This window comes from Herbaspirillum huttiense (genome assembly GCF_047300815.1).
Lineage (GTDB): Bacteria > Pseudomonadota > Gammaproteobacteria > Burkholderiales > Burkholderiaceae_D > Herbaspirillum > Herbaspirillum huttiense_A.
The window spans coordinates 283,016-302,314 of sequence record NZ_CP178608.1 but is presented as its reverse complement, the minus strand read 5'-3'; the positions used below and the strand labels follow the sequence as shown (position 1 = coordinate 302,314).

The following is a 19,299-nucleotide window of genomic DNA, read 5'->3' as shown; positions in this document are numbered from 1 at the left end:
GCAGTGTGCCGGGGCCGCGTACCAGCCGCAACGATTTCAACAGCAGTCCAACAAACCCAGGGGAACACGACATGCAATGCAAACTCACCCGGCTGTCCTTGCTGATATCCGGGCTCTTCATGGCAGGCGCACCGGCCTATTCCTTCGCCCAGACCACCACCGACGTCGGCACCGTGACCGTGCAGGGCGGCGGCAGCGCCAGTGCCGGTACGGCGGCGGCCACCGGCCTGATCCAGGCGGAAGATTCGCCCAAGGCGCGCAGCTCGGTCAACCGTGACTACATCGAGAAGCAATCGCCCACCGGCACGCCCTACCAGATGATCAACCTGCTGCCGGGCGTGAATACCTACGACAACGACGGCTCGGGCCTGTTCGGCGGCAACATCCGCGTGCGCGGCTTCAACAGCGACCAGCTGGGCTTCACCATCAACGGCGCACCGGTCAACGACTCCGGCAACTTCGCGGTCTATCCGCAGGAGTACACCGAGCCCGACAACCTGTGCAACGTCTTCGTGACCCAGGGTTCGACCGACACCGAAGCGCCGCACGTGGGCGCCACCGGCGGCAACATCGGCATGACCTTCTGCGCACCGGAAGACCAGCAGCGCATCCGCGTGACCAATGCCTTCGGCTCCAACAGCCTGTGGAAGCGCTATGTGCGCTTCGATTCGGGCAAGCTGCTGGACAACAAATTCAAGTTCTTCATCTCGTATTCCAAGACCACCGCCGACAAGTTCAAGGGTCCGGGCGGCGCCATCAAGGATCACGTCGACATTGGCACCAACTTCGACCTGGGCCAGGGCAGCTTCATCAACGCCAACCTGCTCTACAACCGCCAGCTCAACAACAACTACCGTTCGCTGACCAAGACCCAGATCTCCCAGCTGGGCCGCAATGCCGACTTCGGCAGCACCGTGCCGCAGCACCAGCCTGCGGTGGGCGGCACCGCCCAGAACGACACCACCTATGCGCCCAACGTGGCGGCCAATATCGCCAACAACGCGTACTACGCCTACAACCTCAATCCCTTCGAGAACTGGCTGGGCACCATCAATGCGCACTTCCAGCTCAGCCCCACCTCCAGCCTGGATATCGATCCGTATTTCTGGTACGGCTTCGGCACCGGCGGCAACCAGCTGCAGACCGTACGTGAAGGCGGCGTGGCCGGTGCCAGCCAGCTCGGTGGCGGCGCACGCGACGTCAACGGCGACGGCGACCGTCTCGATACCGTCTACGCCTACGAAGGCAGCCGCACCCGCACCTATCGTCCGGGCGTGACCTTCAAGTTCAACCAGCAGCTGGACAATCACCGCCTCCTGGCCGGCTACTGGGTCGAGCGCGCGCGCCATCAGCAGACCGGTCCCTTCAGCCGCGTGGACAACAACGGCAACATCGCCGACCTGTGGCAGGACAACTCCGACCTGTGGCTGCGCAATGCCGATGGCTCCATCCTGCAATACCGCGACACCATGACGGTCAGCACGGCACAGTCGATCTTCCTGCAGGACAGCATCAGCATGATGAACGACAAGCTCAACGTGCAAGTCGGCGGCCGCTATTCCTCCATCGACCGCGATTTCACCAACAACCCGAGCACCGGTTCCACCAGCGGCACCAACAGCTATTCCAGCGCCGGCTACTACAAGGTCAAGAAGAACTACGCCGACTTCCTGCCCAGCCTGGGCGTGCGCTTCCAGCTCGATGAGAAGCAGTCGGTGTTCTTCAACGCCGCCAAGAACTTCAAGGCACCGGGCAACTTCTCCTACTTCGGCCTGCTCTCGGGCGGCACCATCGTCAACGGCCAGCTGGTCGGCGCCACCCAGCGCGAAGTGCCGGTGGACAAGGAAACCTCCTGGAACTACGACCTCGGCTACCGCTACAACACCGAGAAGTGGATGGCTTCCGGTTCGCTGTTCTACATCGATTATCACAACCGCATCGCCAGCGCCTACAACCCGAGCACCAACAACAAGACCGACTACAACGTCGGCGACGCCAGCTCGCATGGCCTGGAACTGGAAACTGGCTACGCCTTCAACCGCAACCTGTCGATGTACGGCTCGCTGTCCTACATCAAGAGCAAGATGAAGCAGGACCTGCGCAACGGCTCGACCCAGTTCCTGCCGACCTCCGGCCGCGAATTCCCGGATACGCCTAACTGGCTGTCGGGACTGTCGCTGCAATATCAGCAGGATGGCTGGTACGTGTTCGGCCAGGCCAAGTACACCGGCCGCCGCTACACCACGCTGGTCAACGACGATGCACTGGGTGGCTACACCCTCTTCAACGCCGGTGCCGGCATGACCTTCGCGTCCACCACCTGGCTGAAGAAGCCGACGGTGCGCCTGAACGTCTACAACCTGTTCGACAAGCAGTACCTCAACCTCAACGGCGGCAGCGGCAGCCAGTTCACCACCAACGCAGTGGCGGTCAACGGCATCCCTGGCACCGATCCTTCGCTCTACATCGGTGCCCCGCGCACCTTCACCGTCACCCTGACCGCGGATTTCTGATCGCGGCCTGAACCGGGCGGCCCGCACCTGCAACACGGGCCGCCCATCACTGTAAGAGAGGCAAGCATGAACATGCAATTACTCCACGAACTGGCCTTCTACCTGATGTACGCCTGCGCGGCGCTGGCCATCTTCGTCATCGTCGAACGGGGCCTCTTCTTCGGCTATACCATGCGCCAGGCCACGGGCCTGGAGCGCGCCATGACGCACGCGGTGCAGCATCTGGAGGAACTGCCGGCCAACCTGACGTCCCGCCCCAGCCTGCCGCTGGCCCTGGTGTCGGACATCCTGGCCGAAAAGCATCACCTGCATACCGAGAAGGACCTGGAAGATTTCAGCGAGTCGGTCTACATTGCCAAGCGCGGCGAAGTGCAGCAGCGCCTGTGGATCCTCGATACCATCGTGACGGCCGCCCCCCTGCTGGGCTTGCTGGGTACCATCCTCGGCATCATCGACACCTTCAAGGCACTGGCGGTGCAGGGCGTGTCCGATCCGGGCCAGGTGTCGCAGGGCATCGGCACGGCGCTCTATGCGACGGCACTGGGCATTGGCATTGCGGTGGTCGGCATGTTCTTCTTCAACCTGTTCCAGGAACGCATCGAGCGCATCAACGATCACCTGAAGGTCCTGATGCTGCGCGCCTGCGTCGGCCGCCTGAACCCGCAGCCGCAACACAGCCCGCAACCGCAGGGCAAGCTGCACATCGCCTGAACGCAACACTGACCACGCCTTTGCTGACATCATGATCCTCGCACCACGCCGTCTGCTGCTTCGTCTCGCCGCCGCCTTCGGGCTGGTTCTGTCGCTGGCCACGCCGGTGCGGGCCGAGTTCGCCATTCCGGGCTTCGAGCTGGTCCACACCGTGCCGCGCGAAACCGCGCTGGCCACGCCCGACCTGCGTGATGCGGCCGTGGTGTGGAAGGAGATGTTCGACAGCGCGCAGCGCGAGATCGTGTTCGGCCAGTTCTACGTGGCCGGGCAGGACGGCGAGGCGCTCGACGACATCATGGCGCACCTGGAGGCAGCCGGACGGCGCGGCGTGAAGATCCGCTTCCTGATGGAAAAGAAGGGCGAGTTCGCCTCGGTCCCGGCCACCATCGAGAAGCTCAAGCGCATCCCGAACCTGGACTTCCGCCAGATCGATTATTCCCGCATGACCGGCAACGGCATCATCCACGCCAAGTATTTCGTGGTCGATGGCCGCAGCGCTTATGTGGGCAGCCAGAACTTCGACTGGCGTTCGTTCTCGCACATCCATGAGACCGGATTGAAGATCACCGACCCGGCCGTGGCAGCGCAGGTGCAGGCCATCTTCGAGATCGACTGGGCGGCGCAGGCGGCCATCGCCGCCGGACAAACCCCGGTCATGACCAATCGCAGCGTGGTCCCGGCCGATGTGGCGCGCGGCAATTACCTGGTGGCCAGCCCGAATGCCTACAACCCGCCCGGTGTGGGCGATTCGCAAAGCGAACTGGTGCGCCTGATCGGGGCAGCGCAACAGGAAGTGCGGGTGCAGTTGCTGGACTATGCGCCGCTCTCCTATGGCCCCAACCACACCCGCCCGTATTACGCCGTGATCGATGACGCCCTGCGCGCCGCGGCCACGCGGGGCGTGAAGATCAAGCTGATGGTCTCCAACTGGAACACCGAGGCCCCCGCCATCGGCTACCTGCAAAGCCTGGCGGTGCTGCCCAACGTGGAGATCCGCATTGTCACGCTGCCGCAGGCCAGCAGCGGTTTCATCCCCTTCGCACGGGTGATCCACACCAAGGCCATGAGCATCGATGGCAAGGTGGCCTGGGTCGGTACCAGCAACTGGGCCGGCGGTTACCTGGACAACTCGCGCAACCTGGAAGTGGTGCTGCATGACGCGGCCATGGCGCAGCGCGTGGCGGCCCTGCATGAGCAGACCTGGAGTTCGACTTATGCCCAGCCCATCGACGTGCTGAAGGTTTATCCCAAGCCGGCCAAGGGCAAGCCATAAGTGGCACTCAGGGAGCCAGGCCCATCATCTGCCGGGCCAGTCCCACCAGGTCAAAGACGGGACGCCCGGTACGCTGGGCTATGAGGCCCGCCACCGGCGGCATGTTGGTGCATTCCAGCAGGATGGCGCGCACCTGGGGCTGGGTGGCGACCAGGTGATCAGCTGCCGCCACCATCTCGGCATGCACGCGTTCCATATCCCCTTCGGGCTGATTGCCCACGATGACGCGGGCGAATTCAGAGTCCACCGGCATGCCCACGATGGGCGACTCCATGCTGCCCCCCAACGCAGCCAGGTGCGCCGCACCGAGACTGGCACCGGATGCCGTCAGGATGCCGACATGGCGGGCACCGCCGAAGGCGTGATACAGCGTGGGTAGCCAGCACAGGCTGGAACTGGCAAAGGGAATCTCCAGCGCCGCCGCGATGGTCTGCTGATGCAGCGCCAGGAAACCGCAACTGGTCACGATGGCCTTGCAGCCATCCGCCTGCAAGGCCTGCGCCGCATCGACAAAATCGTCCACCATGCCGCTGGCCCGTTCGAAGATCACCTTCTGGGGCGAGGCCCGGCTGACCTTGCGCAAGCGCACCGGGAAAGGAAAGGTCTCGGGATTGCCGATATCGCCCACGGGACGCGGAAAAACGGTATCGAGCATGACGATGCCAAGCATGCGGGTCCTCTGCAAAAAATCGGAAGGTATGCCCGGCATTCTACCCCGGGCAATCCGCCTGCTATGCGCCACCCACAGCCAATGGGTCCTTGCCCATGGCCTTGATCCATGAATAGACCGGCGGACATTCATCGACAATGGATTCGGAGACGATATCGATAAGCACCGGCCCGTCGCTGGCAAAGGCCTCATCGAGTGCCGCGACCAGTTCTTCGGCATTGGCCGCGCGCAAGCCCTTCAGGCCAAAGCCTTGCGCGATACGCGCCACGTCCAGCCGGGTGAAATCGACCGAAAGATATTGCGCATCGTTGTGCAGCTTCTGCAGCGCCTTGATCCAGCCGAAACAGCCATTGTTGAAATGCAGCAGCACGGCAGGTACCTGCAGGCGGGTCAGCGTTTCCAGTTCGCCACAGGACATCGAGAAGGAGCCATCGCCAAACAGGCCGATGGGCCGCACATCGGGCCGCGCCAGCCAGGCGCCGACCACCGCCGGAATCGCATAGCCGAGTCCGCCGAAGGCGCGCGGAATCACCAGGCGCGAGCCATCACCGGGCAGGCGCAGATAGCGCGTCATGTGCGGCGTAGGGGTGCCGGCGTCGGAGACCATGACCGCACGCGGCGGCAGTCGGCGATTCAATTCGTGGACTACGCGCTGGGGCTTGAGCGGCAAGGCATCGCTGTGCAAATCGGGTTGCGCCAACGCCCAGAACTGCCGGCGCAAGCCATTGAGCTCGCCATTCCAGGCGCGCGGTTCATGATCCTGCACCAGGGGCAGCAGGTCCTGCAAGACCGAGCGCACATCACCGGCCATGTTGAGATCATTGCGACCGGTATTGCCCAGCACGGCCGGGTCGATGTCCACCTGCACGCGCTTGCGCTCCTGCTTGCTGGTGGGGAAGGTCCAGCCGATGGTGACCACCGATCCCATCTTGCAGCCCAGGTAGACCAGCAGGTCACTCTCCTCCACTGCCCGTGCTGCATGGGGATGGAAGCCGTTGTCGCCGATGACGCCCAGCGCCAGCGGATGCTCGTCCGGCACCGCCCCCTGACCGGTGATGGTGGTCACCACGGCGGCATGGATCTTCTCGGCCAGGGCCAGCAGGGCGGCACCGCCATTGGCGTGCATCACGCCGCCACCGGCGACCAGCACCGGACGGCGCGCCTCATCGAGCAGGGTCGCCAGCTGCCGCACCAGATCCGCATCGGGACGCATGGGGAAGGCCGGAAAGCGCCGGCACTCGGGCTCGGCGTAAATCTCGTCGGCGGTACTGGCCGAGTCGTGGGCCAGGATATCTTCGGGGAAGGTCAGGTGCACCGCGCCCGGACGACCCGAGGTTGCGGTCCGGAAGGCGCGCCTGACTGCCTCCGGAATCTTGGCCGTGGTCTTGACCTGGAAGGAGAGCTTGCACACCGGCTCGAACAGCTTGGCGTTGTCCAGCTCGGTAATCATCCCGCGTCCTTCGCCCTTGAGCGGAATATCGTTGGTCAACAGGATCAGCGGGATGGAAGAACTGTTGGCCTCGGCCATGCCGGGCAGCGAATACATCGCACCGGCCCCGCTGGGACATTCAGCCACGCCGGGCTTGCCGCTGTAGCGCGCATAGGCGTCGGCCATGTAGAGCGCCGAGCGCTCGTCGCGCGCCATGACGTGGCGCACCCGGCCAGAACGGTTCAGGGCCTTGTAAAAGGCCACATTGGTATCGCCGGGCACGCCGAAGATCACTTCCACGCCGTATTCTTCCAGCAGTTTCACGAGGACGTCTGCACCAGTCATTTTTTCTCCGTTGAGGTAGGGATAAGTCAGGTCTTGCTCATTGATAACGGGCCAGGGTCAGGCCATCGATGTCGATGGCCGGCGGGGTACCCGTGATGAGGTCCGCCACCACACGGCCGGAACCCAGAGACATGGCCCAGCCGGTCGAACCGTGACCCAGGTTGAGGAACAGGTTGCGGACCGGCGTGGGGCCCAGCACGGGCGGTCCATCAGGCGTCATGGGGCGGCGTCCGACCCAGAACTGCGCGTCATCAAGATCGCCGGCCAGCGGGAACCAGTCACGCATCACCTGACGCAAGGTGTGCAGGCAAGCGGCACGCAACTGCAGACGGTCATCGCCCAGTTCGGCGGTACCGGCCACCCGCACCACGTCACCCATGCGGGTGATGGCCGTCTTCAAGGATTCATCCATGACGGCCGCACGCGGTGCCGCCTCGGGAAAGCGGACGGGAATGGTGGCCGAATAGCCCTTGACCGGATACAGCGGCACCCGTATGCCCAGCGGTGCCAGCAAGGCATGGCTGTCCACGCCGGCGGCAACCACCAGGGCATCGCATGCCACCTGCCCGGCTTGCTCTGCGCTGCGCACCTGCAGGCCCTGCACCTGTCCACCCTGCACCAGCAGACCGCTGACCTGCGTACCGAAGCGGAACTGCACGCCCATCTCCTCGCACAGGCGCCGCAATTGGCGCGCGAAGACCGCGCAATCCCCGGCCTCGTCATCGGGCAGGTACAGGCCCGAACGTGGCTCGACGCGTGCGTGCTGCAGCCCCGGCTCGGTCGCCACGCACTGCGCTGCGCTGAGCCGCTGGTGGGCAATGCCGGCTTGCTCCAGCAAGGCCAGCGCCGGGGCCGCCATCTCCTCGTCGAAGCGGCTGCGAAAAAGTTGCAGATAGCCCTGGCTGCGGCCGTAATCGCAGGGATGCTGCGCCAGGAACTCGTGCAGGCAATCGCGGCTGTAATAGGCGATGCGCTGCATGCGCAGCTTGTTGCGGCGAAAGCGTTCCAGCTCACAGTTGCCGAGCCACTGGCTGATCCAGCGCCATTGCCGCAGGCTCAGGCGCGGCCGGAACACCACCGGCGAACTGGCCTTGAAGAGATACTTCAGGATCTTGCCCGGCATGCCCGGTGCCGCCCACGGCGTGACGTAGCCCGGGGCAATCACGCCGGCATTGCCGGCACTGGTCTGGCAGGCCACATCGGCCTCGCGCTCGATGAGCACCACCTCGACCTGGCGGGTGGCCAGCCAGTACGCGGTGGCCGTGCCGATGATGCCACCTCCGATGACGACGACTTTCATGTGCGCTGCACCTGCAAAAAGAGTGGAGCATGGAAGGGACCGGTGGTTTCGCCGGCATGGAGAGCGCAGTCTAGGCGGCAGCGCTGACACAAAAAAGGGCAAGATCGTCGAAAAGCTGGTCTAAACTGACGTATTGACGTGCCGTTTCGTCATTTTGTAGTGTTTGACGTCTTTTTTTCCCTTCTCCGGAACCCACAGCATGATCAGACTGGACCAGCTGGACGATGTCGATCGCCAGATCATTTCCGAACTGCAGATGAATGCGCGCGCCTCGGTGACCGACATGGCGCGCCGCCTGGGCCTGGCGCGCACCACCATCCTCGCCCGTGTGGAGCGTCTTGAAAAAAGCGGCATCATTGCCGGCTATACCCTCAAGCTGGGGCGCGACGTGCTTGACCCCAGCCTGCAGGCGTACGTCGGCATCACGCTGCAGCCCAAGGCCGGCAAGGATGTGGTGCGGCGCTTCAATCGCATGCCGGAGGTCCACCAGCTCTGCGCCGTCAGCGGCGAGTTCGACTATGTGGCCTGGCTGCGCGTGAGCACGCCGGAACAGCTTGATCGCATCCTCGATGAAATCGGCGAGATGGATGGCGTCATCAAGACCACGACCTCGGTCGTGCTGGCCCGCAAGATCGACCGCGGCGATGCACCGAAGACCCGCTGAGCGCGCGGATTTCGACGTCACGCTACAAATCGACGAAATGACACTACGAAACGTAGTGTCCTGCACTACTTTCTGACGTTTTGTCCGTATATTCTGTCCAGAAAGCTCCCTAGAATGAAGACCAGCCTCTTCGTCTTTTTCCTCAGGGAGTTTCATCATGCGCACGGTTCTATTGGGTTCGGGTCACATTGGCCAAACGATTGCACGCTTGCTTTCCGAGAGCGGCGACTACAACGTCACCATCGCCGACCGCGATGCCCAGGCGCTCAAGGCTGTCAGCGCACTCAACATCGAAAAGGCGGTGGTCGATTCCTCGGACGCTCAGGCACTGGAATCGCTGCTGCGCACGGCCGATATCGTCATCAACGCGCTGCCGTATCACATGGCCGTGAAGGTGGCAGGTGCTGCGCGCAATACCGGCACCCACTACTTCGACCTCACCGAAGACGTGCAGGCCACCAAGGCCATCGCTGCCCTGGCGGCGGACGCGCCCGTGGCATTCATGCCGCAATGCGGGCTGGCGCCGGGGTTCATCGGCATCGCCGCGCATCATCTGGCGGGGTCCTTCGATGAGGTCTACGACGTCAAGATGCGCGTGGGCGCATTGCCACAGTATCCGACCAACGAGCTCAAATACAACCTGACCTGGAGCGTGGACGGACTGGTCAACGAGTACTGCCATCCCTGTGAGGCCTTGCGCGATGGCGTCAAGGTGGCCGTCGATCCGCTGGCCGACATCGAGCACTTCTCGCTGGATGGCGTGGAGTACGAGGCCTTCAACACCTCCGGTGGACTGGGTACGCTGTGCGAGACCCTGGCGGGCCGCATCCGCAATCTCGACTACAAGTCGGTGCGCTATCCCGGGCACCAGCAGCGCATGAAGTTCCTGCTCAGCGATCTCGGCCTGAAGCACGACCAGGAACTGCTCAAGGACATCCTGCGCAAGGCGGTGCCCACCACCATGCAGGATGTGGTGCTGGTCTTCGTCACGGTCAGCGGCATGCGCGGCGACAAGTTCGTCCAGGAAGTCTTCACCCGCAAGATCTTCGCCATCCATGAGGAAGGCCGCTACGAAAGCGCCATCCAGAGCACCACCGCCTCCGGTGTCTGCACCGCGGTCGACCTGTTCCGCCAAGGGAAGTTGCCGCAGCGCGGCTTCATCAGCCAGGAGGCGATCAGCCTGCCGGACTTCCTGGCCAATCGATTCGGCCAGGTCTACGCCTGATCCCCGGCGCGCCCGTCTTCCATGTCCGGCACCCATCCTGACGGCCTGGAGGACGACGGTACCGTCGCCGGCCGTCGCCTCCATCAGGCCAGCTGCCATTGCGGCGCGGTGCGCCTGCGTTTCCTCTCCCGCATCGAGGAGGTGGTCCAATGCAATTGTTCCTACTGCACGCGCAAGGGCGCGCTGCATCATCGCATCGAGGCCCGGTGCTTCGAGCTGCTGGCCGGTGCACAGATGCTGAGCCAATACCGCTTCGGGACACTGCGCGCCACGCATTTCTTCTGCCGCCGATGCGGCACCCATACCCATTGCCATCCGCGCTCGGCGCCCGCCCAGATCAACGTCAACGTGCGCTGCGTGGAAGACGTGCACACCTGGCTGGCCTCAGTGAGGATACGTGACCATGACGGCCGGGCATGGCCGCTGCAGCCGCCCTGAGCGCCAAGGCATTGCGATTTGCACTGCAGCGTGCGCCGGGTGGCATCAGCGAGGATAATTGTTAAATAATTTCGCAGTACGGAGCGCCAGCTTCTGCAGCGACAGTCACAACGACAGCGACAAGAACGACCATAGCGAACGCGAGCGAGGAGCACCCGGCCCTGGTGCTCCATCACCTTGGTGCAGACCCGGACGATCATGGTGCAGCCGGCCTTCCAAAAGACGCTGGCGGGGATCGTGCAGCATCGTGGTTCCCTCCGGGTGGATGGCATGAAAATCGCTAGGTCGACACAGCTTCAATGCGCTTTGGCGCTGTCCTGTTTTTTTTTAAAACGAACACCAAGAGCACGAGCCACGACCCACCCACCCAGGAGACTCACATGAGCATTTCACGCAGACACTTCATCCAGTCGGCACTGGCCGGCACCGCCGCCTTGAGCATGCCGGCGGCCTTTGCGCAGGATATCGAATCGACCATGGCGCGCATCAAGCGCACCGGCAAGCTGCGCCTGGGCGCGATCAACGGCGCCGTCCCTTATTTCAACAAGGATCTGGTGACGCAGGAGTGGAAGGGATTCTGTGCCGATTTCGGGCGCGACCTGGCCAGGTATCTCAAGGCAGAAGTCGAATGGGTCGAGACCACCTGGGGCAATGCGGTACTGGACGTGCAGACCAACAAGATCGATGCGCAACTGGCGATGGCGCCCACACCGCAGCGCCGCGAAGTGGTCGATTTCAGCAATCCGCTCTACAACAACATCAATACCGTCGTTGCCCGCAAGGGGCTGGAGTTCAAGGCCTGGGAGGACCTCAACAAACCCGAGATCAAGATCGCCGTGGACGTGGGTTCTTCGCACGACCAGCTGGTCACGCGCATCCTGCCCAAGGCCACCATCCTGCGCTTTGAAACCTCGGCTGCGGCCACCATGGCCCTGCAATCGGGGCGCGCCGACTGCCAGGTGCTGGTGGTGCTGCTGTCGACCTCGCTGCTGGTGAAGCTGCCCAACATCGGCCACATCGTCTTCCCTACGCCGGATGAAACGGCGCCCACCAACATCGGCATTCGCAAGCAGGCCGACCAGAGTTTCGTGACGGCCGTCAACGGCTGGCTGGAGGAATCGCGCAAGGCCGGCCGCATTCGCGACATCATCGTGGCCAACATGGAAAATCTCGCCAAGGTGCCGTCGACGGCCTTCCCACCGCAGCTCAAGTTCTGAGGAGCGGCCATGTACAGTTGGGATTTCGGGATGCTGTGGCAGTACCGCGGCATTATCGTTTCGGGTGTCATCACCACGGTACTCTTCACCATCGTGGTGGTCATCACCGGCATGATGGTTGGGGTGCTCGTGGGACTGGGCCGGGTTTCCTCCAACCGTTACGTGTGCGGTGTGTTGCGCGGCTATGTGGAAGTGTTCCGCTGTACGCCGGTGCTGGTGCAGCTGATCTGGTTCTACTACGCCCTGCCGGTACTGCTGGGCATCGAACTGTCACCCTGGATGGCGGCCGCGCTGGCATTGACGCTGTACGGGGGCGCTTTCTACTCGGAGATCGTGCGGGGCGGGATCGTCTCCATCGATGCCGGGCAGACCGAAGCGGGCCAGGCCATCGGCATGACCCGCTGGCAGGTGATGCGGCGCCTGGTGCTGCCGCAGGCCTTCCGGCGCATGACGCCGCCGCTGGTGAGCCAGTCCATCATGCAGTTGAAGAACACCTCCCTGCTCTCGGTGCTGGCCGTCCCCGACCTGGTCTACCAGGGCCAGCTGATCGCCCACGATACCTATCGCCCGCTGGAAATCTACACCTTGGTGGCCGTGCTGTATTTCATCATCCTGTTCCCGGCCACGGTGGTGGCCAAGCGGCTCGAACTCCATCAGATCAAGGCTTGAGGAAGCGCCATGAGCAAACCCATCATGATTTCGGTACGCGGCTTGAAGAAGTCCTTCGGCGAGCAGACGGTGCTCAGGGACATCAACCTGGAAATTGCCAAGGGCGAAGTGGTGGCCCTGATCGGCCCCTCGGGCTCGGGCAAGTCCACCCTGCTGCGCTGCCTGAACCTGCTTGCCGCTCCCAACCACGGGGTCATCAAGATCGGCGGCGAATGTTTTGACTTCGACCAGACAGTGCCCGAAAAACTGAGCGACCGCACCATGGCGCGCTTCCGTGCCCAGACGGGGATGGTCTTCCAGCACTTCAATCTCTTTCCCCACATGACCGTCGTGCAGAACGTCATGGAAGGTCCCGTGACGGTATTGCGCCACCCCAAGGCCCATGCACGGACCCAGGCCATGAAGCTGCTGGCGCAGGTGGGGCTGGCGGAGAAGGCGGAGATGTACCCCGAGAAGCTCTCCGGCGGCCAGAAGCAGCGCGTGGCCATCGCCCGCGCGCTGGCCATGGATCCGGAGGTGATGCTCTTCGATGAAGCCACCTCGGCACTGGATCCGGAGCTGGTCGGCGAGGTCCTCAACGTCATCAAGCAACTAGCCGAGCGCGGCATGACGATGATCCTGGTCACCCACGAAATCGCCTTTGCCCGCGAGGTGGCCGACAAGGTGATCTTCATGCGCGATGGCGTGGTGGTCGAGGCCGGTCCGCCGGCCCAGGTGATCGATGCCCCGACCGAGGCCGCCACCCGGGCCTTCCTCGCGCGCGTGCACAAGATCGCGGCCTGATCTCAGGAGCCCGGCTTCACTTGCCGCCGGTCACGTCGAGAAAGGTTCCCGTACTGAAGGAAGCTTCGTCGCTGGCCAGCCAGAGGATGGCGCGCGCCACTTCCTCGGGCTGGCCGCCCCGCCCCATGGGGATGGATTCGCGGACCCGGTTGACCCGGTCCGGCTCGCCGCCGCTGGCATGCATCCCGGTGTAGATGTGGCCGGGCCGCACGCAGTTGACGCGGATGCCTTCACGCGCGACCTCCTTGGCCAGGCCCGTGGTGAAGGTTTCCAGTGCGCCCTTCGAGGCGGCATAGTCGACATACTCGTTGGGACTACCCAGGCGGGCCGAGGCCGAAGACACGTTGATCACCACGCCTCCCTTGCCCTGATGGCGATAGGCCATGCGCTTGACCGCCTGCTGTGCGCACAGCATGGGTCCGATGGCATTGACCGCGAAGATGCGCTGCATGCGCTCGAAACCCAGGTCTTCCAGGCGTGACTGGCGCTCCAGCATGGCCGCATTGTTGACCAGCGCGTCGATGCGGCCGAAGCGCGCATCGATGGCAGCGAAGAGCTGCGCCACCTGCTCCGGGTCGGCGCTGTCGGCCTGCAGCGCCAGCGCCCGTGCGCCGCGCTGCACGACATCGGCCGCCACCGAATCGGCCGCAGCCGCATCGCGCAGATAGCTGAAGGCTACATCGTAGCCACGGTCAGCGGCCAGCCGCGCGGTGGCGGCGCCCATGCCGCGGCTGCCGCCCGTGATGAGGATGACGGGCTTGGTTGATGCGTGAGTCATGATAGATCTCCATGGAGTGAGCAAAACGGGAGGGGACCAGGAACGGCCATCGGGTCAACCGATCAGTACCGTCCCCGCTGCGATGGCAGCACAGGCCAGCATGCGCGGCCAGGTCAGGGTCTCGCCCAGAAACAGACGGCCGATGACGGCGGCGAACAGCACGCTGGTTTCGCGCAGCGCCGAGACCGCACCCATCGGTGCCAGCGCCATGGCCTGGATGACGATGCCATAGGCCAGCAGCGACACCAGCCCGCCCGTGAAGGCGGTGGCGCAGGTCGCCGCCGAGGCGGGCGGCTGCCACAATGCGCGGGGGCCGCGCCAGGCCATGAAGACGGCGGGCATCAGCAAACCCCAGCCGGCGCACATCCATGCGGTATAGGCCATGGGGCTGCCGGAGAGCCGCACGCCCAGGCCATCGACCACGCTGTAGGCGGCGATGAAGCAGCCGGTGCCCAGGGCATAGCGCAGGCCGGACAGCGCCACCCGGCGGCCCCTGGACGCCAGCGCGAGGATGCCGCCCGACACCAGCCCTATTCCCAGCAGCGCTGCCGGGCCCGGCGTTTCACCGGCCAGCAGGGCCGCACCCAGCGTGACCAGCAGGGGCGAGCTGCCACGCGCGATGGGATAGGTCTGGCCCAGTTCACCACTACGGTAACTGCGCACCAGGAACAGGTTGTAGCCCACGTGCAGCAGGGCCGAGAGCAGCCCGTACGGCCAGCTGGCCGGCAACGGCACGGGCAGCCATGGGGTGGCGGCCAGGCTGGCCACGGCTACGGCCAGGCACATCACGGTCATCGACCAGAGGCGGTCCGCGCCGTTGCGCAGCAGCGCATTCCAGCTGGCATGCAGGAAGGCGGCAAGAAGGATGAGCAGGACGACAGGCAAAGGCATGCGCCATGGTAAGCAGGAGCGCCGCCGGACAAAAGCGAAGTCTCCTCATCCCGCCATGAGCAAATCCTCATGCCTGGCGCCGAGGCGGCAAGCTTGCATCTCAGTAGCGCGCACCGGCGGCCTGTGACTGCGCCTGCAGCCAGGCCCGGAAGCTGGCCACGTGCGGCTGCGTTTCCACGCCCTTGGGACAGACGAAGTAATACGCCAGCGGAGAAGGCAAGGCCAGCTCGAACAGCCGCACCAGGCTGCCATTGGCCAGTTCCTGCTCGACGTGGCCGCTGCGGGCCAGGGCCACGCCCTGGCCCAGCAGCGCGGCTTCGATGGTCATGTTGGTATCGGCCAGGCGCACGCTTTCGCGCAAGGCCGAAACGCTCACCCCGGCTTGCTGGAACCACAGGTCCCACTTCGGCACCATGTCGGCCCCGGCGCGCGTGAGCAGGGGATAGCGGCGCAGATCGGCCGGCTTGCGGGGCATGCCCAGGCGCGCCAGCAGGGCCGGACTGGCCACCGGGAAGACCTGCTCGCGGAACAGGAATTCCGAAAACAGGCTGGGGTAGTGGCCGGGACCGAAACGGATGGCCACATCCGGTTCGGCCGGCGTGAAGTGGATGGCCACATCGGTGGTCTCCAGCGTCACCAGCAGCTCGGGATGGGCTTGCGCCAGCGCCGGCAGCCGGGGCAGCAGCCATTTGAGCGCGAAGGAATAGGTGGTGCTGACCTTCAGCGGCTGCCGCCCTTCCTGCGCGCGCAACTCGGCCAGGGTGGCCTCCAGCCGGGCGAAGAACTCGCGCACCACCGGCGCCAGCGCGGCCCCGGCCGGGGTCAGCGTGTTGGACTTGCCGCGCTGGAACAGCGTCATGCCCCACAGCGCTTCGAGGTGGCGCAGCTGGTGGCTGACCGCACTCTGGGTGACATGCAGCTCTTCCGAGGCGGAGGTGAAACTGGCATGGCGGGTCGCCACTTCAAAGGCCCGCAAGGTGGCCGTGGGGGGAAGGTCTCTCATGGGTGCGCTCAGGGATGGACGGCTGGAAACAACGGTCATGAATGAAAGCTCATGATAGCAACAGCCGCTGTCTTGCAGTCCGGAAAGCCCCTCGCAAGCGCACGAGAAAACCGGGAAAAATCCCATCTATACATACCGTCTAATTTTAGATAATATGTATCGCATGACCTCCCGCTCCCGCAAAAAGAAAACCGACCGTCCCGACCACGCGCTGCTGCTTTCGCAATTGCAGCAGGTGGCCAGGGGCCTGGGCGAGACCTTCGCCCCTTTCTGCGAAGTGGTGCTGCACGACCTGCGGGACGCGGATCACTCCATCGTCGCCCTGCACAACAACCTGTCCGGCCGCGAGGTGGGTGACGCCACCACCGAACTGGGTCTGGCGCGCATCGCCGACGAGAGCTATCCGCAAGTCCTCACCAATTACGCCAACACCCTGCCCGACGGACGCCAGGCCAAGAGCACCTCGATCGGCATCAAGGATGCCGACGGCAAATACGTGGCCGCGCTGTGCATGAACATCGACCTGACCCTGTTCGGCGCACTGCAAGGCATGCTGCGCCAGTTCGGCGGCATCGACAACGCGGTGCGGGTGGCCGAGACGCTGGAGCCGGCGGGTGCCGATGCCTTGCGCCAGCGCATCGATGCCTTTGCCGCGCGGCTGTCGGCCACGCCGCGCAGTCTCAAGGCTGAGGACCGGCGCCAGCTCATGCGTGAGTTGCGCCAGTCCGGCTGCATGGACGTGCGGCGCGCAGCCGAGATCGTGGCGGCGCACCTGGGGGTGTCGCGGGCGACGGTCTACAACGACGAGAAGCAGTGAGGCGGTGCGCGCCGCTATCGCCCGCCATGTTTACGGTCCTCATCTTTCCATCCCACTTGAAGGAAACCTCATGATTCCCCTCTCCAGCGCTACCGAATTGCCCAGCTTTGCCGACGTCCTGCTGGCCGCCGAACGCATCAAGCCCTGGGCGCACAGGACGCCCGTGCTGCGCTCGCGCACGGCCGATGCGGAAGTGAGCGCGCAACTGTTCTTCAAGTGCGAGAACTTCCAGCGCATGGGCGCCTTCAAGTTCCGTGGCGCCATGAATGCGCTTTCACAGTTCGACAGCGAGCAGCGCAAGCATGGCGTGATCACCTTCTCCTCCGGCAACCATGCCCAGGGGACGGCGCTGGCGGCGCAGCTGCTGGGCATTCCGGCGGTGATCGTGATGCCCCAGGATGCCCCTGCGGCGAAGGTCGCCGCCACCCGCGGCTATGGTGCCGAGGTGGTGATGTATGACCGCTATACCGAGGACCGTGAAGCCATCGGTGCGCGCCTGGCCGCCGAACGCAAGATGACGCTGATCCCGCCCTACGACCATCCGCACGTGATGGCCGGCCAGGGCACGGCCACGCTGGAACTGCTGCAGGAAACCGGGCCGCTGGATGCCCTCTTCGTTTGCCTGGGCGGCGGTGGCCTGCTCTCCGGCGCGGCGCTGGCGGCGCGGGCGCTGTCGCCCGAGTGCAAGATCTATGGCGTCGAGCCGGAAGCCGGCAACGATGGCCAGCAATCACTGCGCGCAGGCCAGATCGTGCACATCGATACCCCCAAGACCATTGCCGATGGCGCCCAGACGCAGCACCTGGGCAAGTACACCTTCGAGGTCATCCGCCAGCTGGTGGACGACATCCATACCGTCAGCGACGCCGAGCTGGTGTCGGGCCTGCGCTTCTTCGCCGAACGCATGAAGATGGTGGTCGAACCGACCGGCTGCCTGGGCTTTGCCGCGGCCCGCAAGCTGAAGGACCAGCTGCAGGGCAAGCGCGTGGGCGTCATCATCAGCGGCGGCAACATCGACCTGGGCAAGCTGTCGGGGTATTTGTCCTGATGATTGGCCGTATCAGCGCCCCCAATCTCGCGCGGGCTCGTTTTGGCTTACAGTGTTGAGCCCTCATCGTTGACTGTTGATCCCTCCACTCACTCACAAGGACTGGAAACACCATGCCCCATCTCGTTCTGGAATACACCGGCAATCTCGCACTCGATGTGCAGCCCACGCTGCTCAAGCTCAATCAGGCGCTGGTGGCCAGCGGCCACTTTGAAGAGAACGCCATCAAGGCGCGTGCCGTGCGCTTGGACAACTACCTGGTCGGTACCGCTGCCGAGGCCAAGCGTGCCTTCGTGGCGCTGCGCCTGGCCATCCTGACCGGCCGCACGCTGGAAGAAAAGAAGTCGGTGTCGGACCTGCTGGGTGCGGCGATCCAGAAGGACCAGAGCTGGCCCAAGGACCTGCAGGTGCAGATCACCGTGGAAGTGGTCGACATGCAGCGCGAGACCTATTTCAAGGTCGCCCTGCAATAAGCCGATGGCGTGCCGCTGCTGCCCTGGCAGCGGGTCCTCCAAAACGAAAAGCCGCGCGGTGCAAACCGGGCGGCTTTTTCTTGGGCGAAGGACGCAGCGCGATGCTGTTCTTGTGATGCCGCGCTGGCGTCTGCTCAGTGCCTCAGGCGTTCAGGAGGCCAGTGCCGTTTCACGCAGGACTTCGCGGAACTGCACCACGTTGCCTTCTGGATCGAAGCCATCGCAGGCCCGGAAATCCGGTCCGCTCCATTCGGCAAAGGCGGGCTTCATGCCACCGCCGAGCTGCTCGGCAGACAGGCGTGCATGGGCAAGTGAACGAACGGGAAGGAAGAGCTTCACCGGCACGTTTTCACGCAGCACCGGTGGTGAACAAATCTCCACCCTGGCTGCCGTGGCTGGTGGAATCGCATGAATCACCAGCAGGAAATCCTCGGCCTCGATCACTACCTTCTCGGCCTGGGCCTGCTTGGGAACCACCGCCAGCACCTGCGCATAAAACGCGGCGAGGCGGGCTACATCTTTGGCGAACAGGACTGCGCCTGCTTTGGGCTGGGTCGACATCTCTGCTTTCAAAAACGTTGATCGGATCAAACAAGGAACGGCAGAGTTTATTTACGACCATTGCGCTTGGCAAGCATTAATCGTCACCTTGTGGCGACGCTGTTGTGTCGCCATCCGGCGACGCCCTTCTGTCGCTCTTCGCCCGACATATTGCAGAGCAATATAAGAATCCGCTGACACGCGAAAGTGGTGCTGTCCGATGCGCATTTCTTCACATTGAAACTAAGCTTATGCATCGCCGAGAAGAGACTAACAAAACGTCAATTGTCAGCATGATCAGCCAAGCTGTTTGTATGTGATCGGAATAGCATCGTTTCAGCTTCGAACGCGTATAAATTGTAAGAGGATGTTCCAAAACGCTTTACTTCCGAACTTGATCTGCTACCTTGATGTCGCAGGGCAACATGATGTGCAGTGAAGAAAAAGAAAAATATTTCCACTTGCGCAGCGAGATGCCACGCCGTCCTCCCCACTGCATTCCACGATGCGCT

19 protein-coding genes are annotated in these 19,299 nt (G+C 63.9%); 12 read left to right on the top strand and 7 right to left on the bottom strand.

Going from position 1 to position 19,299, the window contains the following annotated elements; translation table 11 throughout:
- Window positions 1–71: 71 nt before the first annotated feature.
- The 3 genes from ACLRDN_RS01430 to ACLRDN_RS01420 all read left to right on the top strand — a co-directional run bounded on the left by ACLRDN_RS01430 (window position 72) and on the right by ACLRDN_RS01420 (window position 4,497).
- The gene (locus ACLRDN_RS01430) at window positions 72–2,513 is read left to right on the top strand and encodes a TonB-dependent receptor (RefSeq protein ID WP_413458665.1); all 2,442 of its coding nucleotides are present in this window, start codon (window positions 72–74) and stop codon (window positions 2,511–2,513) included.
- 66 nt (window positions 2,514–2,579) lie between these two features.
- A complete protein-coding gene (locus ACLRDN_RS01425; RefSeq protein ID WP_413458664.1) occupies window positions 2,580–3,224 on the top strand; it encodes a MotA/TolQ/ExbB proton channel family protein in 645 nt (214 codons plus the stop codon).
- A gap of 31 nt (window positions 3,225–3,255) precedes the next feature.
- Window positions 3,256–4,497 (top strand): phospholipase D-like domain-containing protein, encoded by a 1,242-nt coding sequence (locus ACLRDN_RS01420; RefSeq protein WP_413458663.1) that lies wholly within the window; start codon window positions 3,256–3,258, stop codon window positions 4,495–4,497.
- A gap of 7 nt (window positions 4,498–4,504) precedes the next feature.
- Here ACLRDN_RS01420 and ACLRDN_RS01415 read toward each other — a convergent pair whose 3' ends face one another.
- The 3 genes from ACLRDN_RS01415 to ACLRDN_RS01405 all read right to left on the bottom strand — a co-directional run bounded on the left by ACLRDN_RS01415 (window position 4,505) and on the right by ACLRDN_RS01405 (window position 8,241).
- Window positions 4,505–5,167: an aspartate/glutamate racemase family protein gene (locus ACLRDN_RS01415; protein WP_413458662.1), complete on the bottom strand. Its 663-nt coding sequence runs from the start codon at window positions 5,165–5,167 to the stop codon at window positions 4,505–4,507.
- A gap of 61 nt (window positions 5,168–5,228) precedes the next feature.
- Window positions 5,229–6,941 carry a thiamine pyrophosphate-binding protein gene (locus tag ACLRDN_RS01410; protein WP_413458661.1) on the bottom strand — a complete coding sequence of 571 codons (1,713 nt, stop codon included), beginning with the start codon at window positions 6,939–6,941 and terminating at the stop codon, window positions 5,229–5,231.
- A gap of 37 nt (window positions 6,942–6,978) precedes the next feature.
- Window positions 6,979–8,241 (bottom strand): D-amino acid dehydrogenase, encoded by a 1,263-nt coding sequence (locus ACLRDN_RS01405; protein ID WP_413458660.1) that lies wholly within the window; start codon window positions 8,239–8,241, stop codon window positions 6,979–6,981.
- A gap of 199 nt (window positions 8,242–8,440) precedes the next feature.
- On the opposite strand from ACLRDN_RS01405, the gene ACLRDN_RS01400 reads away from it, so the two are divergent.
- The 6 genes from ACLRDN_RS01400 (at window position 8,441) to ACLRDN_RS01375 (ending at window position 13,237) form a co-directional block, all read left to right on the top strand.
- A complete protein-coding gene (locus ACLRDN_RS01400) occupies window positions 8,441–8,905 on the top strand; it encodes an Lrp/AsnC family transcriptional regulator (protein ID WP_413458659.1) in 465 nt (154 codons plus the stop codon).
- Window positions 8,906–9,062: 157 nt separating this feature from the next.
- Entirely contained in the window at window positions 9,063–10,130 is a 1,068-nt protein-coding gene (locus ACLRDN_RS01395; protein ID WP_413458658.1) for a saccharopine dehydrogenase family protein, read from the top strand.
- A gap of 21 nt (window positions 10,131–10,151) precedes the next feature.
- Complete coding sequence (locus ACLRDN_RS01390; RefSeq protein ID WP_413458657.1) at window positions 10,152–10,568, top strand: GFA family protein; 417 nt, start codon at window positions 10,152–10,154, stop codon at window positions 10,566–10,568.
- 380 nt (window positions 10,569–10,948) lie between these two features.
- The gene (locus ACLRDN_RS01385; RefSeq protein WP_413458656.1) at window positions 10,949–11,785 is read left to right on the top strand and encodes a transporter substrate-binding domain-containing protein; all 837 of its coding nucleotides are present in this window, start codon (window positions 10,949–10,951) and stop codon (window positions 11,783–11,785) included.
- Between the two features lie 9 nt (window positions 11,786–11,794).
- A complete protein-coding gene (locus ACLRDN_RS01380) occupies window positions 11,795–12,454 on the top strand; it encodes an amino acid ABC transporter permease (protein WP_413458655.1) in 660 nt (219 codons plus the stop codon).
- Window positions 12,455–12,463: 9 nt separating this feature from the next.
- Window positions 12,464–13,237: an amino acid ABC transporter ATP-binding protein gene (locus tag ACLRDN_RS01375; RefSeq protein WP_413458654.1), complete on the top strand. Its 774-nt coding sequence runs from the start codon at window positions 12,464–12,466 to the stop codon at window positions 13,235–13,237.
- Window positions 13,238–13,253: 16 nt separating this feature from the next.
- On the opposite strand, the gene ACLRDN_RS01370 is transcribed toward ACLRDN_RS01375, so the two are convergent.
- The 3 genes from ACLRDN_RS01370 to gcvA form a co-directional block, all read right to left on the bottom strand.
- A complete protein-coding gene (locus tag ACLRDN_RS01370) occupies window positions 13,254–14,015 on the bottom strand; it encodes an SDR family oxidoreductase (RefSeq protein ID WP_413458653.1) in 762 nt (253 codons plus the stop codon).
- A gap of 54 nt (window positions 14,016–14,069) precedes the next feature.
- A complete protein-coding gene (locus tag ACLRDN_RS01365; RefSeq protein ID WP_413458652.1) occupies window positions 14,070–14,906 on the bottom strand; it encodes an EamA family transporter in 837 nt (278 codons plus the stop codon).
- 100 nt (window positions 14,907–15,006) lie between these two features.
- Window positions 15,007–15,909 (bottom strand): transcriptional regulator GcvA, encoded by a 903-nt coding sequence (gcvA, locus tag ACLRDN_RS01360; protein WP_413458651.1) that lies wholly within the window; start codon window positions 15,907–15,909, stop codon window positions 15,007–15,009.
- 154 nt (window positions 15,910–16,063) lie between these two features.
- Here gcvA and ACLRDN_RS01355 point away from each other — a divergent pair, with 154 nt between their 5' ends.
- From ACLRDN_RS01355 to ACLRDN_RS01345, 3 genes are all read left to right on the top strand, one after another.
- Window positions 16,064–16,726: a transcriptional regulator gene (locus ACLRDN_RS01355; protein WP_413458650.1), complete on the top strand. Its 663-nt coding sequence runs from the start codon at window positions 16,064–16,066 to the stop codon at window positions 16,724–16,726.
- 70 nt (window positions 16,727–16,796) lie between these two features.
- Window positions 16,797–17,774 (top strand): threo-3-hydroxy-L-aspartate ammonia-lyase, encoded by a 978-nt coding sequence (locus ACLRDN_RS01350; RefSeq protein ID WP_413458649.1) that lies wholly within the window; start codon window positions 16,797–16,799, stop codon window positions 17,772–17,774.
- 113 nt (window positions 17,775–17,887) lie between these two features.
- A complete protein-coding gene (locus tag ACLRDN_RS01345; protein WP_413458648.1) occupies window positions 17,888–18,247 on the top strand; it encodes a 5-carboxymethyl-2-hydroxymuconate Delta-isomerase in 360 nt (119 codons plus the stop codon).
- A gap of 150 nt (window positions 18,248–18,397) precedes the next feature.
- Here the strand turns inward: ACLRDN_RS01345 and ACLRDN_RS01340 are convergent, their stop codons facing one another.
- Complete coding sequence (locus tag ACLRDN_RS01340; protein ID WP_413458647.1) at window positions 18,398–18,808, bottom strand: VOC family protein; 411 nt, start codon at window positions 18,806–18,808, stop codon at window positions 18,398–18,400.
- Window positions 18,809–19,299 lie beyond the last annotated feature (491 nt).

Bases quoted from the DNA above. Each gene is read 5' to 3' on its own strand.
- ACLRDN_RS01430 (WP_413458665.1), top strand. From the start codon at position 72: ATGCAATGCAAACTCACCCGGCTGTCCTTGCTGATATCCGGGCTCTTC.
- ACLRDN_RS01425 (WP_413458664.1), top strand. From the start codon at position 2,580: ATGAACATGCAATTACTCCACGAACTGGCCTTCTACCTGATGTACGCC.
- ACLRDN_RS01420 (WP_413458663.1), top strand. From the start codon at position 3,256: ATGATCCTCGCACCACGCCGTCTGCTGCTTCGTCTCGCCGCCGCCTTC.
- ACLRDN_RS01415 (WP_413458662.1), bottom strand. From the start codon at position 5,167: ATGCTTGGCATCGTCATGCTCGATACCGTTTTTCCGCGTCCCGTGGGC.
- ACLRDN_RS01410 (WP_413458661.1), bottom strand. From the start codon at position 6,941: ATGACTGGTGCAGACGTCCTCGTGAAACTGCTGGAAGAATACGGCGTG.
- ACLRDN_RS01405 (WP_413458660.1), bottom strand. From the start codon at position 8,241: ATGAAAGTCGTCGTCATCGGAGGTGGCATCATCGGCACGGCCACCGCG.
- ACLRDN_RS01400 (WP_413458659.1), top strand. From the start codon at position 8,441: ATGATCAGACTGGACCAGCTGGACGATGTCGATCGCCAGATCATTTCC.
- ACLRDN_RS01395 (WP_413458658.1), top strand. From the start codon at position 9,063: ATGCGCACGGTTCTATTGGGTTCGGGTCACATTGGCCAAACGATTGCA.
- ACLRDN_RS01390 (WP_413458657.1), top strand. From the start codon at position 10,152: ATGTCCGGCACCCATCCTGACGGCCTGGAGGACGACGGTACCGTCGCC.
- ACLRDN_RS01385 (WP_413458656.1), top strand. From the start codon at position 10,949: ATGAGCATTTCACGCAGACACTTCATCCAGTCGGCACTGGCCGGCACC.
- ACLRDN_RS01380 (WP_413458655.1), top strand. From the start codon at position 11,795: ATGTACAGTTGGGATTTCGGGATGCTGTGGCAGTACCGCGGCATTATC.
- ACLRDN_RS01375 (WP_413458654.1), top strand. From the start codon at position 12,464: ATGAGCAAACCCATCATGATTTCGGTACGCGGCTTGAAGAAGTCCTTC.
- ACLRDN_RS01370 (WP_413458653.1), bottom strand. From the start codon at position 14,015: ATGACTCACGCATCAACCAAGCCCGTCATCCTCATCACGGGCGGCAGC.
- ACLRDN_RS01365 (WP_413458652.1), bottom strand. From the start codon at position 14,906: ATGCCTTTGCCTGTCGTCCTGCTCATCCTTCTTGCCGCCTTCCTGCAT.
- gcvA (WP_413458651.1), bottom strand. From the start codon at position 15,909: ATGAGAGACCTTCCCCCCACGGCCACCTTGCGGGCCTTTGAAGTGGCG.
- ACLRDN_RS01355 (WP_413458650.1), top strand. From the start codon at position 16,064: ATGTATCGCATGACCTCCCGCTCCCGCAAAAAGAAAACCGACCGTCCC.
- ACLRDN_RS01350 (WP_413458649.1), top strand. From the start codon at position 16,797: ATGATTCCCCTCTCCAGCGCTACCGAATTGCCCAGCTTTGCCGACGTC.
- ACLRDN_RS01345 (WP_413458648.1), top strand. From the start codon at position 17,888: ATGCCCCATCTCGTTCTGGAATACACCGGCAATCTCGCACTCGATGTG.
- ACLRDN_RS01340 (WP_413458647.1), bottom strand. From the start codon at position 18,808: ATGTCGACCCAGCCCAAAGCAGGCGCAGTCCTGTTCGCCAAAGATGTA.